Annotated in this window: 13 protein-coding genes; 5 read left to right on the top strand and 8 right to left on the bottom strand. The window is 70.2% G+C overall.

Annotated elements, in window-relative coordinates; all coding sequences use genetic code 11:
- Positions 1-19 precede the first annotated feature (19 nt).
- Positions 20-1,042: an extracellular solute-binding protein gene (locus tag BWR60_RS02500; RefSeq protein ID WP_088149430.1), complete on the bottom strand. Its 1,023-nt coding sequence runs from the start codon at positions 1,040-1,042 to the stop codon at positions 20-22.
- A gap of 118 nt (positions 1,043-1,160) precedes the next feature.
- Positions 1,161-2,195, bottom strand: coding sequence for an ABC transporter ATP-binding protein (locus BWR60_RS02495; RefSeq protein WP_088149429.1), 1,035 nt, complete (start codon positions 2,193-2,195; stop codon positions 1,161-1,163).
- Between the two features lie 171 nt (positions 2,196-2,366).
- Between BWR60_RS02495 and BWR60_RS02490 the strand changes: the two genes are divergently transcribed.
- The gene (locus tag BWR60_RS02490) at positions 2,367-3,038 is read left to right on the top strand and encodes a carbonic anhydrase (protein WP_088149428.1); all 672 of its coding nucleotides are present in this window, start codon (positions 2,367-2,369) and stop codon (positions 3,036-3,038) included.
- 13 nt (positions 3,039-3,051) lie between these two features.
- Here the strand turns inward: BWR60_RS02490 and BWR60_RS02485 are convergent, their stop codons facing one another.
- Positions 3,052-3,942 carry an EamA family transporter gene (locus tag BWR60_RS02485; RefSeq protein ID WP_429913000.1) on the bottom strand — a complete coding sequence of 297 codons (891 nt, stop codon included), beginning with the start codon at positions 3,940-3,942 and terminating at the stop codon, positions 3,052-3,054.
- A 119-nt stretch (positions 3,943-4,061) separates the two neighbouring features.
- Between BWR60_RS02485 and BWR60_RS02480 the strand changes: the two genes are divergently transcribed.
- Positions 4,062-4,943: a LysR family transcriptional regulator gene (locus tag BWR60_RS02480; protein WP_218823310.1), complete on the top strand. Its 882-nt coding sequence runs from the start codon at positions 4,062-4,064 to the stop codon at positions 4,941-4,943.
- Between the two features lie 9 nt (positions 4,944-4,952).
- Here the strand turns inward: BWR60_RS02480 and BWR60_RS02475 are convergent, their stop codons facing one another.
- From BWR60_RS02475 to BWR60_RS02465, 3 genes are all read right to left on the bottom strand, one after another.
- On the bottom strand, positions 4,953-5,537 hold the full coding sequence (locus BWR60_RS02475; protein WP_088149425.1) for a hypothetical protein: 585 nt from the start codon (positions 5,535-5,537) through the stop codon (positions 4,953-4,955).
- Positions 5,538-5,624: 87 nt separating this feature from the next.
- Positions 5,625-6,908 carry an aminotransferase class I/II-fold pyridoxal phosphate-dependent enzyme gene (locus BWR60_RS02470; protein ID WP_230982927.1) on the bottom strand — a complete coding sequence of 428 codons (1,284 nt, stop codon included), beginning with the start codon at positions 6,906-6,908 and terminating at the stop codon, positions 5,625-5,627.
- Between the two features lie 148 nt (positions 6,909-7,056).
- Complete coding sequence (locus BWR60_RS02465) at positions 7,057-8,184, bottom strand: 2OG-Fe(II) oxygenase (protein ID WP_088149423.1); 1,128 nt, start codon at positions 8,182-8,184, stop codon at positions 7,057-7,059.
- A gap of 189 nt (positions 8,185-8,373) precedes the next feature.
- On the opposite strand from BWR60_RS02465, the gene BWR60_RS02460 reads away from it, so the two are divergent.
- Both BWR60_RS02460 and BWR60_RS02455 read left to right on the top strand, forming a co-directional pair.
- Positions 8,374-9,903: a trimethylamine methyltransferase family protein gene (locus BWR60_RS02460; RefSeq protein ID WP_088149422.1), complete on the top strand. Its 1,530-nt coding sequence runs from the start codon at positions 8,374-8,376 to the stop codon at positions 9,901-9,903.
- A 101-nt stretch (positions 9,904-10,004) separates the two neighbouring features.
- Positions 10,005-10,736 (top strand): hypothetical protein, encoded by a 732-nt coding sequence (locus tag BWR60_RS02455; RefSeq protein ID WP_144445504.1) that lies wholly within the window; start codon positions 10,005-10,007, stop codon positions 10,734-10,736.
- 21 nt (positions 10,737-10,757) lie between these two features.
- Here BWR60_RS02455 and mbfA read toward each other — a convergent pair whose 3' ends face one another.
- Positions 10,758-11,714, bottom strand: a complete 957-nt coding sequence (mbfA, locus tag BWR60_RS02450; RefSeq protein WP_088149420.1) for an iron exporter MbfA — start codon at positions 11,712-11,714, stop codon at positions 10,758-10,760.
- A 207-nt stretch (positions 11,715-11,921) separates the two neighbouring features.
- Between mbfA and bmt the strand changes: the two genes are divergently transcribed.
- Positions 11,922-12,938 (top strand): betaine--homocysteine S-methyltransferase, encoded by a 1,017-nt coding sequence (gene bmt / locus BWR60_RS02445; RefSeq protein WP_088149419.1) that lies wholly within the window; start codon positions 11,922-11,924, stop codon positions 12,936-12,938.
- A 23-nt stretch (positions 12,939-12,961) separates the two neighbouring features.
- Here the strand turns inward: bmt and BWR60_RS02440 are convergent.
- A protein-coding gene (locus BWR60_RS02440) for an IS630 family transposase (protein ID WP_088149418.1) occupies positions 12,962-13,908 on the bottom strand; the annotation gives its coding sequence in 2 pieces (ribosomal slippage) (positions 12,962-13,569 and positions 13,569-13,908; 948 coding nt in all).
- Between the last annotated feature and the right edge of the window lie 28 nt (positions 13,909-13,936).

Below are 13,936 nucleotides of genomic sequence, written 5' to 3'. Positions count from 1 at the left end.
GCCGCGCCCGGATCCTTCATCAGCCGTCGAAACCGACCTTCTCGGCCAGCTCGCTGGCCTGCTTGCGGTGCTTGACGATCTCGGTCAGCGGCACGGAATCGACCTTCAGCGCGCCGAAGGAGGCGATGATCGGGTCGGCCTGTGCGCCGGCCTTCACCGGGTACTCGAAATTGGCCTCGGCGTAGATCTTCTGGGCCTCGTCGGAGACGAGGTATTCCAGCAGCTTCACCGCCTCGGCCTTGTTCGGCGAATGCTTGGCCAGCGCCGCGCCGCTGACATTCACCTGGGTGCCGCCATTCTCGAAGGTCGGCAGCAGCACCTTGATCGCATTGCCCCAGGCGACCTGCTCCTCGCCGCCCTTGCCGGAGCGCATCAGCCCGACATAGTAGGAATTGGCGATGCCGATGTCGCAGATGCCGCCGAGGATGTCCTTGGCCACGTCGCGGTCGCCGCCGCCGGCCTTGCGGGCCAGGTTGGCCTTCACGCCGGTCAGCCAGGCCTCCGTCTTCTCGGCGCCGTAATGCGCGAGGTAATCCGCGAACAGCGCCGTGTTGTACGGGTGCTGGCCGGACCGGATGCAGACCTTGCCCTTCCATTTCGGGTCGGACAGGTCCTCATAGGTGAAGGCGGTCAGGTCCAGGTCCTTGTGCGCGTACAGCACCCGGGCCCGCATCGACAGTGAGACCCAATGGTTGTTCGGGTCGCGCAGCTGCGCCGGCACCGCGGCGGTGAGGACGCTGGACTCGATGGCCTGGGTCACGCCCTTGTCCACCAGATCGGCCAGGTTGCCGGCGTCGACCGCCATCAGCAGGTCGGCGGGCGAGCTCTGCCCCTCGGCGGCGACGCGCTCGGCCAGCCCGTCCTTCAGGAAGACGGTGTTGACCTTGACGCCGCTCTTGGCGGTGTAGGCGTCGAGCAGTGGCTGGATCAGCCCCGGCTCCCGCGTCGTGTAGATGTTGATGTCGGCCGCGGCGGTGCCGGCGGTGCCGATCACGGCGGCGCCGGCCAGAAGCGCCAGCTTGAACCCGGAGACGTCCTTCATGATGCGAAACCCCCTTCTGTGACCCGTTGCGGCCGATCGGCTGCAATCGAGACGCATTTGCTCCATCATAGATGAATCCGCGCCGTCAAGCCGCTTCGCTCGGCAGTGGCATTCCGCCTCAGTCCGCGGGGAACACCAGGACGCCGGCCGGATCGGTCGCCACCGCCACCGTTTCGCCCGGCTTCGCCTGGATCCGGCCGGTCGTGCGCAGGCGCAGCGGGCCGGGGATGCCCTCCGCCCGGATCGTCAGCTGCTCGATCTCGCCGAGCAGGGAGCAGGCCATGATGACGCCCGGCAGGCCTTCGCCCGGCCGGACCAGCGACAGGGCCTGCGGCCGGATGCAGGCCAGGGCGGCGACGCCCTCCGGCAGGCCGGGCGGGGCCGGGAAGGCGCCCAGCGGCGTCTCCACCCGGCCGGCGCGGACGGTGCCGGCGATCCGGTTCAGGGGGCACAGGAACTCGGCGGCGTAGAGCGAGGCGGGGTGGTCGTAGATCTCATAGCCGGTCCCGGCCTGGACGATCCGGCCCTTCTGCATCAGCACCACCCGGTCGCCGGCCGACAGGGCCTCCTCCGGGTCGTGCGTGACCATGATCGCCGTGGTCCCGAGGCCGCGCAGCGTCGCGATGGTCTCCTCCCGCACCTGCTCGCGCAGGCCGCGGTCGAGATTGGAGAACGGCTCGTCCATCAGCAGGATCACCGGCTTCGGCGCCAGGGCGCGCGCGAGCGCCACGCGCTGCTGCTCGCCGCCCGACAGGGTGTGCGGATGTCGGCCGGCCAGCGTCGTGATGCCGATGCGGTCGATCACCTCCGCCGCCCGGGCGCGGGCCTGGTCCCGTGGCAGCCGCTTCAGGCCGAAGGCCACGTTCTCCTCGACCGTCAGATGCGGGAACAGCGCGTAGTCCTGGAACATGAAGCCGATGTTGCGGTCCTCCGGCTCGACGAAGCCGCCCGGCCCGGCCAGCTCCGCGCCGTCCAGCAGGATCCGGCCGCTGTCCGGCGCGTCGACCCCGGCGATGATCCGCAGCAGCGAGGACTTGCCGCAGCCGGACCGGCCGACCAGGCACACGATCTCGCCGTGCCCGATCGACAGCGACACGTCGTCCAGCGCGCGGACGGTGCCGAAGCTCCGGCAGATGCGCTCCAGCGTCAGCATTCCGTCCCCCGATCCCGGCCTTCGACAGCGACTCCGCCTGCTTAGAGCAGAGCCGCCACCGATCCAACCGCGATCCCGCCGGCACGCCCGTATTGGCGCGGGCGGCGCCGTTTGCTATTGCCACGCTTCTGCCGCATTCCTTGTCGCGGCGAGGTGGATGTGAGAGCAGCCATGTTTCCCGAACGGCTTACCGACGGATATCGCGCCTTTCTCAGCGGCCGGTTCGCTGCGGAGCGCAACCGCTACGAGATGCTGGCCGAGGCCGGGCAGAAGCCCGAGATCATGGTCATCGGCTGTGTCGACTCCCGGGTGTCGCCCGAGGTCATCTTCGACGCCGCGCCGGGCGAGCTGCTGGTGGTGCGCAACGTCGCCAACCTGGTGCCGCCCTATGAGCCCGACCGGGAGACCCAACACGGCACCAGCGCCGCGCTGGAGTTTGGGGTGCAGGCGCTGCGGGTGAAGCACATCGTGGTGCTGGGCCATGCCCATTGCGGCGGCATCCGTGCCTTCGCCGATGAGCAGGAGCCGCTGTCGCCCGGCGACTTCATCGGCCGCTGGATGTCGCAGATCGCCCCGGCGGCGGAGGGCCTCGGCCCCCGCAAGGCGGAGGACGGCGACCTCTACCTGCGCCGGCTCGAATTCGCCTCGGTCGAGCTCAGCCTGCGCAATCTGATGACCTTCCCCTGCGTCTCGATCCTGGTCGGGCGCGGCAAGCTGCAACTGCATGGCGCCTATTTCGGTGTCGCCACCGGCCGGCTTCTGGTGCGCAACCCGGAGACCGGGGCGTTCGAGCCGGTGGCGGAGGAGGGGCACGGCGGCCTGTCCGCGATCCGCTGCCCCTGATCCGGCGGGCGGCCTAGCGGGTCATGGCGGCCCGCTGGCTCAGCCAGAGGCTGATGATCGCCAGGAAGAAGCCGCCGAACTGCAGCGGCGTCAGGCTCTGGTTCAGGAGCAGCCAGCCCACCGTGGTCGCGACCAGGGGGCTGAGCAGCCCGAGCGACGCGATGGCGCTCGGCTCGATCCGTGCCAATCCCCGGAACCAGAAGATATAGGTGACGGCGGCGCCGATCACGCTGATCCAGGCGAAACCGATCAGGTTGGTCGCGGTCGGGACCGGCAGGGCCGGTTCGAGCAGCAATGCGGCCGGAAGCAGGAGCAGGCCGCCGGCCGTGAGCTGCCAGGCGGCGAAGGTCAGGGAGGACACCGGCGGCTGCCAATGCCGCGACAGGACGGTGCCGCAGGCCAGCGAGACGATGCCGGCCAGGCCGGCGGCGATGCCGACGGGGTCGAGCGCCGCCTCGGGCCTCAGCACGACCAGCGCGATGCCGGCCATGCCGCCGATGCCGGCCAGGACGGCGAGCGGCCGCACCGGCCGGCCCAGCACCAGGCGGGCCAGCGCGATCACGATCAGGGGCTGGACCGCGCCGAGCGTCGCCGCGACCCCGCCCGGCAGGCGATAGGCTGAGACGAACAGCAGTGCCCAGAAGATCGAGAAGTTCAGGGCACCGAGGATGAAGGCTCGGCCCCACCAGATGCCGGTCGGCAGGGCGCGGACGAAGGCCAGGAGCAGCAGCCCGGCCGGCAGGGCGCGCAGCATCGCCACCGTCAGCGGATACCCCTGCGGCAGGAATTCGGTGGTGACGTAGTAGGTGGTGCCCCAGATGGCCGGGGCGATCGCGGTCGTCAGGATCGCCGCCGTCTGGCCGGCGGGCGCCGCCGCATCCTTCTGGGCAATCGAGATCGTCACGGCCGCCTCACGCGCATCCGAGGCCCCTGCCTCTCGCCCGTAACGTATTACCTTCACTCCTGCAGGATAATGGTCGCTATGGTGACGACACTCGCCACTGGGGGTGAACAATGGACCACATGGTCGCATTGCGTGTGTTCCGGACGGTGGTCGAGCAGGGCAGCTTCGCCAGTGCCGGCAAGGTCCTGCAGCTGTCCCCGGCCGCGGTCAGCAAGAACATCGGCGAGCTCGAGCGGCATGTCCGGGCGCGGCTCCTGAACCGCACCACGCGCCGGATGAGCCTGACCGAGGCCGGCTCGATCTACTACCAGCAGGTGCGCCGCATCCTCGACGACATCGCGGATGCCGACCGGTCGCTCGGGGCCCTGCAGACCGCGCCGAGCGGCCTGCTGCGCGTGAGTGCGCCGGTCTCGCTGACGCTGCTGACCCTGTCGCCGATGATCCCGGCCTTCCTGGCGCGGCATCCGGAGCTGTCGCTCGACCTCAACCTCGACGACCGCCGGGTCGACATCGTCAAGGAGGGCTACGACGTCGCCATCCGGGGCAGCGACAGGCTGGAGGAATCCAGCCTGGTGGCGCGCAGGCTGATGACGCTCGACCATGTCATCTGCGCCTCGCCGGATTATTTCAGTCGGCGCGAAAAGCCGCGGCGGCCGGAGGATCTCCGCGGTCACGACTGCGTCCAGTTCACCCTGTCCGACCATGCCGACGACTGGGAGTTCCGGCGGGGCAGCGAGGTCGTCCGGGTTCCTGTCGACGGCCGCTACAAGGTGGGGTCGGGCCTCGCGGTGCGGGACGCGCTGCGCGCCGGCTTCGGCCTCAGCCTCACGCCCCGCAGCTATGTGGCGGAGGACATCGCCCGCGGAACCCTCGCGACTGCGCTGGACGACTGGTCGAAGGTCGAGACCCTGATCTACGTCGTCTATCCGACCCGGCGGTATCTGGTGCCGAAGGTCCGGGCCTTCGTCGATTTCATCGTCGACGTCCTCGCGAAGGCCTGATCCCTGCCGTCAGCCGTGCTTGATCTCGAAGGGCATGTCGAACGACCCGTCCTTGCCGGTGGCGTGGTCGTGCACCGTGAAGGTCACGACATACTGGCCGTCCGGGGCGCCGTTCAGGGTCAGGGTGAGATTGAAGAACATCTCCCGCACCCGCTCGCGGCTCTCGATCTTGAAGTCCTGGAAGTCCTTCTGCTCGCCCAGCGGCTTGCCGTCGGCCGAGCGCAGCGAGAAGTCGATCGACAGGTCGATGCGGTACAGCTCGCCATCGGTGGCCCAGCCGAAGCCGGTGGGCTCGGCGTAGAAGCGCAGCGGCGTGTTGCCGTCGAACACGTTGGTCTCGCGCGGGCTGTAGGTGCCGAAGCTCTGCGCCGGCGCGGACACCAGCAGGGTGCGGCGGAAGCCCAGCGGCGACTGCAGCCAGGCCTCGATCGCGGCATCGTTCAAGGCCTTGTAGGCCTCCTCCGGCTGGCCGGCCTTCAGCAGTTCGGCCCCCTTGGCCGCGAGCTGCTGGGCGTCGTCGGCCTGAGCCGCAACCGTGCCGGTCGCCAGGGCCAGGGCGATGGCGGCGGCGCGGAGCAGGGACGGGTGGCGCATGCTGTCGTCCTTCGGGGTGAGGGGACCGGGCAACCGGTACCCTGAACCCACGGATGACGGGCCGTGTTCCGTCGATCGGCCCCGGCCTCAGTGGCCGCCGCCGGCCTCGCGCTCGGCCAGGATCGCCTCGCTGGTCGCGACCAGCACCGACAGGGCCACGCCCTCGGCCGCCAGCCCGACCTCGGGCAGCGCCGGAAAGGTCGGGGCGATGCGGATGTTCCGGTCATCCGGGTCGCGGCCATAGGGGAAGGTCGCGCCCGGTGCCACCATCGCCACCCCAGCCTCCTGCGCCAGGGCCACGGTGCGGCGGGCACTGCCGCGCCGGACATCCAGGCTGATGAAGTAGCCGCCCTCCGGCTCGGTCCAGCGGGCGATGCCGGCGCCGCCGAGATGCTCGGCGAACACCGCCTGCACGCGCTGGAACTTCGGCATGATGATCCGGCGGTGCCGCTCCATCAGCGCGGCGATGCCTGCCTCGTCGCGCAGCAGCCGGACGTGGCGCAGCTGGTTCAGCTTGTCCGGGCCGATCGACTGGCGGCTGAGATGCTTCCGGGCCCAGTCCATGTTGGCGGTCGAGCCGGCGAAGAGAGACAGGCCGGCGCCGGCGAAGGTGATCTTCGAGGTCGACCCGAAGATGAGGGGCCGGTCGCCATGGCCGTGCCGGCCGCAGGCCTCCAGGATGTTGGCCAGCCGGTGCGGCCGGTCGGTCAGGTGGTGCACCGCATAGGCGTTGTCCCAGAACAGCCGGAAATCCGGCGCGGCCGTGCGCATCGTGGCCAGCCGCTCGACCGTCTCGGGCGAATAGGTCTCGGCGGTCGGGTTGCTGTATTTCGGCACGCACCAGATGCCTTTGACCGACGGATCCGCGGCGACCAGCCGCTCGACCACGTCCATGTCCGGCCCGTGCCCGGTCAGCGGCACCGGCACCAGGCGGATGCCGAAGCCCTCGCAGATGGAGAAGTGGCGGTCATAGCCGGGAACCGGGCACAGGAAGGTGACCGGGGCCTGCGCCGCCCAGGGCCTGTCGCCGCCCGGCACGCCGTGCAGCAGGGCGAAGGCGATCAGGTCGTGCATCAGCGTCAGGCTGGAATTGCCGCCGACCAGCACCTGCTCCGCCGGGGCGCCCAGCACCGAGGCGAACAGCGCCCGCGCCTCCGGCAGGCCGCGGACATCGCCGAGATAGTTGCGGCAGTCGCCGCCATCGGCCGAGCGGAACCCGTCCGGGCCGGGCAGGGACAGCAGCTCGTTCGACAAGTCGAGCTGCTCCGGCGACGGCTTGCCCCGGGTGCTGTCCAGCTTCAGGCCGCGAGCCTTGAAGGCGGCATGCCGGTCTCCCGCCTGCCGCCGGAAGGCGCGGAGGTCGTCGGTCATCATAGTCTCGAGGCTCTGCATGGCCGTCTCCGGGGCGCGGTCGTGTCGGAACGATGCGCCAAGGCTAGCGATGCGGAGCGCCGGCGGGCGAGGGCGGAGCCATGCAGCCACGTCGGCTCTGCCCTGCCGCACGCAATGCGCCTGGCTGTCAGCCGGCGGCCTTCTCCTTGTTGCCGCCGATCAGGTTGCGCTCGAGCTGGCCGCGCAAATTGTCATCCGCGAAATAGGACAGGTTCTGCTCGCGGATCTTGGCGCCCTCCTCGTCATACAGGAAGGGCAGGGTGCAGTAGCGCGTGCCCTTGGTCACCGGCAGCGCCTCGTGCAGCAGCGAGCAGGAGAACACCACCGCCCCGCCGGTCGGCGCCTTGTAGCTGTGGCGGTCGTATTCCGGGAAGCGCAGCTCGCCGCCCTCGAAGTCGTCGGCGTTGAGGTTGATGGTGACGGCGAAGCGGCGGTGCGCCGTGCCCTTGGTGGTGTTGTCGCGATGGGCGCGGAAATAGCCGCCCTCGCCGGAATCATAGCAGGCGACGATGTAGCGCTCGATCCGGGTGGCGTTGAACTGGAACGCCTTCTTGATCTCGGGCACCAGGCGGCGCTCGATCCGGGCCTTCATGGCGAGGCGCAGCGGCTCGTCCTCGATCGTGGCGTCCTTGCGCTTCTTGTGCGCGTGGTCGACCGCGGCGGCGGTGCGGCCGTCCGGCAGCGTCTGCATGAAGCCGCTCTCCTCGCCCCCGACCTTCTTGTAGTAGTCGATCAGGGCGCGGCAGAACTCCGGCTCGAACAGATACGGCACCACCAGCACCGGCGCGCCGGGCGTGGCCGTGCCCAGCCGGGTCAGCGGCGGCAGCCTGCTGACGAACTCCGTCAGGATCCTGGCATGCTCGACCCCGTCCTCGATCGGGAAGCGGGCCAGCACGCGCAGGTTGGGCGACAGCACATAGCTGATCTTGCGCTGCTCGGTGCCGTAGGACGGGCTGATCTTGCCGTCGAAATCGAAGAAGTGGCGCAGCCCCGGAACGCGGGTCGGCAGCCGCCCCGGCTGGGCGTCGTTGCGGTCCTGGGTGACGCCGAAGAAGGTGGCGTGGCCGTCGTTGAAGGGGCCGACCTCGGCCGCGATCGCCGACAGCAGCCGCTTGGACTGCGCGTCCCCGGCCGAGCCGAAAAAGCTCAGGACGACATAGCGCCCGGCCACGGTGTCGAAGCGGAAATCCGGCCGCTGCGGCGTCGGGACCACGAAAGGCGGCGCGGGATCGCCGGGTTCCAGCAGGCGGGACATTCAATCCTCCACGGAAATACGGTCCAATTGAGAGCTGCTCGCATATTACAGCAGGATTATGGCTGCCGTCGTGCCTTGTGTCACATGTCGCGCTGACGTCGCTGCATGGCGAATCCGGGCGGCGCGGCGTGGCGCCGGCCGTGCCAGGGTTGAGCGCCGGGAGTCGCCCGAGATCGAGACGAGGTCAGGATGAGCCGCAGCCGCACCACACCCCGCCGCCGCCGTGATGGCGCGGGCGGCCTCCACCAGCTTCCCTGGCAGCTGGTGGAGAACCCGATGCCGCCGGTCGAGGTGCTGCGGCCCGATCAGGTCGAGCGCATCCATGACGCCTCGCTGACCATCCTGGAAGAGATCGGGATGGACTTCCTGCATGACGAGGCGATCGAGATCCTGCGCCGCGCCGGCGCCCGGACCACGCCCGGCAGCCGCCGCGTCCGCCTCGATCGCGGCCTGGTGCTGGACGCGGTGGCGAAGGCGCCGTCCACCTACACCTTCCATGCCCGCAACCCGGAGCGCGACGTCCAAATGGGCGGCCGGTCGATCGTCTTCGCCTCGGTCGGCTCGGCGCCGAATGTGTCCGACATCGAGGGCGGGCGGCGGGTCGGCAACTATCGCGACTACTGCAACCTGCTGCGCCTCGGCCAGTCGCTGAACGCGATGCACATCTTCGGCGGCTATCCGGTCGAGCCGGTGGACCTGCATCCCTCGACCCGGCATCTCGACGCCCTGCGCGCCTTCGTGACCCTGTCGGACAAGCCGTTCCACGCCTATGCGCTGGGCCGGGTGCGGATGCGCGACGGCATCGAGATCGCCCGCATTGCCCGCGGCATCGGCCGCGAGCAGCTGGAACGCGAGCCGAGCCTGTTCACCGTGGTCAACACCTCCTCGCCGCTGCGCCTGGACGGGCCGATGATCGAGGGGCTGGTCGAGATGGCGAAGGCCGGGCAGATCGTGACGGTCACGCCCTTCACCCTGTCCGGCGCCATGGCCCCGGCGACGCTGGCCGGCGCGCTGGCGCAGCAGAATGCCGAGGCGCTGGCGACCATCGCGCTGATCCAGCTGGTCAGGCCCGGCGCACCGGTGATGTATGGCGGCTTCACCTCGAATGTCGACATGAAGTCCGGCGCGCCGGCCTTCGGCACGCCGGAATACGCCAAGGCGGCGCTGGCCGGCGGCCAGCTGGCGCGGCGCTACGGCATCCCCTATCGGTCCTCCAACACCAACGCCTCGAACGCGGTCGACGTGCAGGCGACCTATGAGAGCATGGTGTCGCTGTGGGCGGCGGTGCAGGGCCACGCCAACATGGTGATGCACAGCCTCGGCTGGCTCGAGGGGGGCCTGCGCGCCAGCTTCGAGAAGATGATCATCGATGCCGAGCTGGTGCAGACGATGACCGAGTTCCTGCGGCCGCTGGTGGTCGATGACGACACGCTCGGCCTCGACGCCATCCGCGAGGTCGGGCCTGGCGGGCACTTCTTCGGCGCGCAGCACACCCTGGCGCGCTACGAGACCGCCTTCTACGCGCCGCTGCTGTCCGACTGGCGCAACTTCGAGGCCTGGCAGGAGGCCGGGGCGCCGGACGCGACCCAGCGGGCGCACCAGCTGTACAAGCGCATCCTGGCGGAGTTCGAGCCGCCGCCGCTCGACCCCGCCATCGCCGAGGAGCTCGACGCCTTCGTGGCGAAGCGCAAGGAAGAGGGCGGGGTGCCGAGCGACTGAGGCGCGGCGCCGGCGCGACCGCCCCGAAACCGCCATCGGTCGGCCATGCCAGGCGCATGGTCGGGCGCCCTCATATCCGCCGAGCGAGACGGAGGATCGTGATGAGGATGCGACTGGCCGCGCTGGCACTGGGATCGCTGCTGCTGCCGGCATCGGCCGGGGCCCTGACGGTCGCACCGGCCACCTTCACCTGCCCGATCGACGGCAAGCCCTTCACCGTCTCGGTGATGACCTCGGGCACCTCCTACGGCTCCTATTTCGACGGGCAGCTGGTCGGGCCGATCGAATCGCCGGCACCGCTGGTGGCCTGTCCCGGCAACGGCTTCATCATCGATCGCGACGGCAGCTACACCGAGTCCGAGCTGGCGAAGCTGCGTCCCTTCGTGGCCTCGGCCCAGTACCGGGGCTGGCTGGCCGCGGACTCGGCCTATTACCGCCTGGCGAAGCAGCGTGAGTTCATGGGCGACACGCCGGACCGCATCGCCGACGCGCTGCTGGAGGCGACGTGGGAGGCGGGCGGCGACCTGTATCCGCGCCATGCCGGCGAGGCCCTCGACGCCCTGCGCCAGCTCGCCGCGAGCAAGGCCGCTCAGGGAGAGGACGCCATCGGCACCCGCATGCTGGCGGGGGAGCTGGAGCGCCGGCTGGGCCGCTTCGACGAGGCCCGGGCCACCTTCACCGCCCTGCAGGCCGACCCGGCTTTCCCGGGCAAGGGAAGCGAGGAGGCGCGCAGCTACCGGCGCAAGGTCGCCGAGGCGCAGCTGCAGCTGATCGCGGCGCACGACACCGGCCGGGCCCGGCTCGACGACGACGGCAAGCTGGCCCGGTTCTGATCGCTCCACGCGGGCGGCGGTCTACGCGCTGCCGATCAGGATCCCGGTCAGGAACACCAGCACCCCGCCGACCACCACCTGGAAGGCGGAGGACAGCAGCGGCGTGTCCATGAAGCGATGGCGGATCCAGGAGATCACCGCCAGCTCCACCGCCACCACGGCGATGGCGATGCCGGTGGCGACGCGGAAGTCCGGGATCAGGTAGGGCAGGGTGTGGCCGAGGCCGCCCAGCGCGGTCATGCCGCCGCAGACCAGGCCGCGCAGCCAGGGCCGGCCGCGGCCGGTCAGGCTGCCGTCGTCGGACAGCGCCTCGGCGAAGCCCATGCTGATGCCGGCGCCGACCGAGGCGGCGAGGCCGACCAGGAAGGTGTCGAAGCTGTCATGGGTGGCGAAGGCCGCGGCGAAGAGCGGGGCGAGGGTGGAGACCGACCCGTCCATCAGCCCGGCCAGGCCCGGCTGCACGATCTGCAGCACGAACAGCCGGCGCTCGTCCTCGCCCTCGCGCGCCTGCACCTTGGCGGGCACGTGCTTCGCCTCGAGCTGGCCCGCCACATGCTCGTGCCGCCGCTCCTCCGCCGCCAGGTCGCCCAGCAGCTGGCGGATCGAGGCGTCGGTGGCGCGGCCGGCGGCGCGCTCGTAGAAGCGCCGGGTCTCCGCCTCCATCGCCTCGGCCTGCTTGCGCACGGTCTCCAGCGCCAGCGGCCGGGACAGCCAGACCGGCCGGCGGCGGATGAAGCCGCGGACGACGTGGCGGTTGATCAGCGGGACATGGTCGCCGAAGCGCTCCTTGTAGAGCTCCAGCAGCCGGTGGCGGTGTCCGTCCTCCTCCCGCGACATGCCGCGGAACACCGCGGCCGAGGCGGGAAAGTCGGCGACCAGCCCCTCGGCAAAATCGCCATAGATCCGCGCATCCTCCTCCTCCAGCGAGATCGCCAGGGCCAGCAGCTCGCGCTCGCTCAGTTCGGAAAAGTCCTTCATCGCCGTCTCCGCTCGCTCGTTCTTCGCTTCTCCGCCCGGCGGCGGGCCGAAGGCAATGACGAACGACTCGCAGCGCGGCGACGCCGGGCGAACCCGCGTCGCAGGCGGGATATAAATTCATAACGATGTCCTTATATTGTGATGGAGTTCGCATCGGCCCGGCGGTACCGTCGCCTGTGCCCGCGCGGTTTCCAGGAAGGTCCGGCCATGTCCACCACCCGCTTTCATGACCTGCTCGCCGCCAAGCCGATCCTGTTCGCCGATGGCGGCATGGGCACCGGCCTGTTCGCCCAGGGGCTGGAGACGGGCGACAGCCCGGAGCTGTGGAACATCGACCGGCCGGAGCGGGTGCAGGCCGTGCATCGCGGCTTCGCCGAGGCCGGCTCCGACATCATCCTGACCAACACCTTCGGCGGCAATGCGCGGCGGCTGGCGCTGCACAGCGCCCAGAACCGGGTGCGCGAGCTGAACGTCGCCGGTGCCCGCATCGCCCGCGCGGTGGCCGAGGAATTCGACCGGCCGGTGATCGTCGCCGGCTCGATGGGCCCGACCGGCGACATCTTCCAGCCGATCGGCGCGCTGAGCTACGAGGAGGGCGTCGCCGCCTTCGCCGAGCAGGCCGAGGCGCTGGCCGAGGGCGGCGTCGACGTGCTGTGGATCGAGACCATCTCGGCGGCGGAGGAGGTCCAGGCGGCGATCGAGGGCGCGTCCCGTACCGGCCTGCCGATCGTCTCGACCATGACCTTCGACACCAACGGCCGCACCATGATGGGGCTGACGCCGGAGGCGGCGATCACCCATGGCCGCAACTGCGCCTGCCGGCCCAGTGCCTTCGGCGCCAATTGCGGCATCGGCCCGGCCCAACTGCTGGACAGCATCCTCGGCCTGGTGCGCGCGTCGGAGACGGGCGACATCATCGTCGCCAAGGGCAATTGCGGCATCCCGCAATACCGCGAGGGCGCCATCGTCTATGACGGCACGCCGCAGATCATGGCCGACTACGCCGTGCTGGCGCGCGATGCCGGCGCCCGCATCATCGGCGGCTGCTGCGGCACGACGCCGGAGCATATCCGGGCCATGGTCGCGGCGGTGAACGGCACCGCCCGCGGTCCGGTGCCGGATGTCGAGGCGGTGGAGCGGCTCCTGGGCCCGATCAAGGCGCAGTCCGGCCGCCCGGCCGAAGGCGGCGGCGAGCGCGAGGGCCGCCGGCGCCGCCGGGCCTGATCCCGGCCTAGAGCGGGATGAATTTATCTGAGGTCATAACCGGCCTGGGCGAAGAAGTTGCGGCACTGTGGCGGGGTGACAGTGTCGAGGATGGAGGCGATGGCGTCGCAGATAGCGTCGGGGTTGCGTCGAGCGGCCTTGCGCAGGAGGTGCTTGAGCTTGGCGAAGAGCATCTCGATCGGGTTGAGGTCGGGGGAGTATTTCGGCAGGAAGAAGAGCTTGGCGCCGGCGTCGCGGATGGCTTGGCGGATGGCCTTGCCGCGGTGCGAGCCGAGATTGTCCAGGATGACGACGTCACCCGGCCGGAGAGTGGGCACGAGCACCTGCTCGACATAGAGGCGGAAGCGCTCGCCGTTGATCGGCCCATCGAGGAGCCAGGGAGCATCGACGCGGTCCTGCCGCAGCGCCGCCAGGAAGGTCATGGTCTTCCAGCGGCGGTGCGGCACCTTGGCCTTGAGCCGCTGGCCGCACGGCGCCCAGCCCCGCAGCGGCGCCATGTTGGTCTTGGCCCATGTCTCGTCGATGAACACCAAGCGGGACGGATCGATCCGGGTCTGACGCGCCTGCCACTGCGCCCGCCGCCGGGCGACGTCGGGGCGGTCCTGCTCGCTGGCGATCAGCGTCTTTTTTTGTAACTCAGCTTCTCGGCGTGCACGAACTCCCACACCGAGCGATAGTCGACCTTCAGTCCCCGCTCGGCCAGCTCCGCCACCAGCCCGCGCAGGGTGAAGTCCTTCTCCCGGCAGCGCTCGATCAGCCAGTCCCGCCAGGCCCCGGAGAGCCTCTTCGGCTTGTAACCGCCGATCTGGGACGGCGCCACACTGCCGGTCCGGCGATACCGCTCCAGCCACTTGATGGCCACGCTGGGAGCGATGCCAAACCGCGCCGCCGCCTGACGCCGCGACATCCCCTCCTGCTCCACCGCCCGCACCACTCGCTCACGGAGATCCATCGAGCACGGTTTACCCATCCAGGCTGGCCTCCTCCCAGCCAGCATG

The sequence above is a fragment of the Inquilinus limosus genome (genome assembly GCF_002195995.1).
Lineage (GTDB): Bacteria > Pseudomonadota > Alphaproteobacteria > DSM-16000 > Inquilinaceae > Inquilinus > Inquilinus limosus_C.
Note: the sequence above shows the minus strand (reverse complement) of the source record. Positions and strands in the feature narration are given on the sequence as shown.

Bases quoted from the DNA above. Each gene is read 5' to 3' on its own strand.
- BWR60_RS02480 (WP_218823310.1), top strand. From the start codon at position 4,062: ATGGTCGCATTGCGTGTGTTCCGGACGGTGGTCGAGCAGGGCAGCTTC.
- BWR60_RS02500 (WP_088149430.1), bottom strand. From the start codon at position 1,042: ATGAAGGACGTCTCCGGGTTCAAGCTGGCGCTTCTGGCCGGCGCCGCC.
- BWR60_RS02465 (WP_088149423.1), bottom strand. From the start codon at position 8,184: ATGTCCCGCCTGCTGGAACCCGGCGATCCCGCGCCGCCTTTCGTGGTC.
- bmt (WP_088149419.1), top strand. From the start codon at position 11,922: ATGTCCACCACCCGCTTTCATGACCTGCTCGCCGCCAAGCCGATCCTG.
- BWR60_RS02460 (WP_088149422.1), top strand. From the start codon at position 8,374: ATGAGCCGCAGCCGCACCACACCCCGCCGCCGCCGTGATGGCGCGGGC.
- BWR60_RS02455 (WP_144445504.1), top strand. From the start codon at position 10,005: ATGAGGATGCGACTGGCCGCGCTGGCACTGGGATCGCTGCTGCTGCCG.
- mbfA (WP_088149420.1), bottom strand. From the start codon at position 11,714: ATGAAGGACTTTTCCGAACTGAGCGAGCGCGAGCTGCTGGCCCTGGCG.
- BWR60_RS02490 (WP_088149428.1), top strand. From the start codon at position 2,367: ATGTTTCCCGAACGGCTTACCGACGGATATCGCGCCTTTCTCAGCGGC.
- BWR60_RS02470 (WP_230982927.1), bottom strand. From the start codon at position 6,908: ATGACCGACGACCTCCGCGCCTTCCGGCGGCAGGCGGGAGACCGGCAT.
- BWR60_RS02475 (WP_088149425.1), bottom strand. From the start codon at position 5,537: ATGCGCCACCCGTCCCTGCTCCGCGCCGCCGCCATCGCCCTGGCCCTG.
- BWR60_RS02495 (WP_088149429.1), bottom strand. From the start codon at position 2,195: ATGCTGACGCTGGAGCGCATCTGCCGGAGCTTCGGCACCGTCCGCGCG.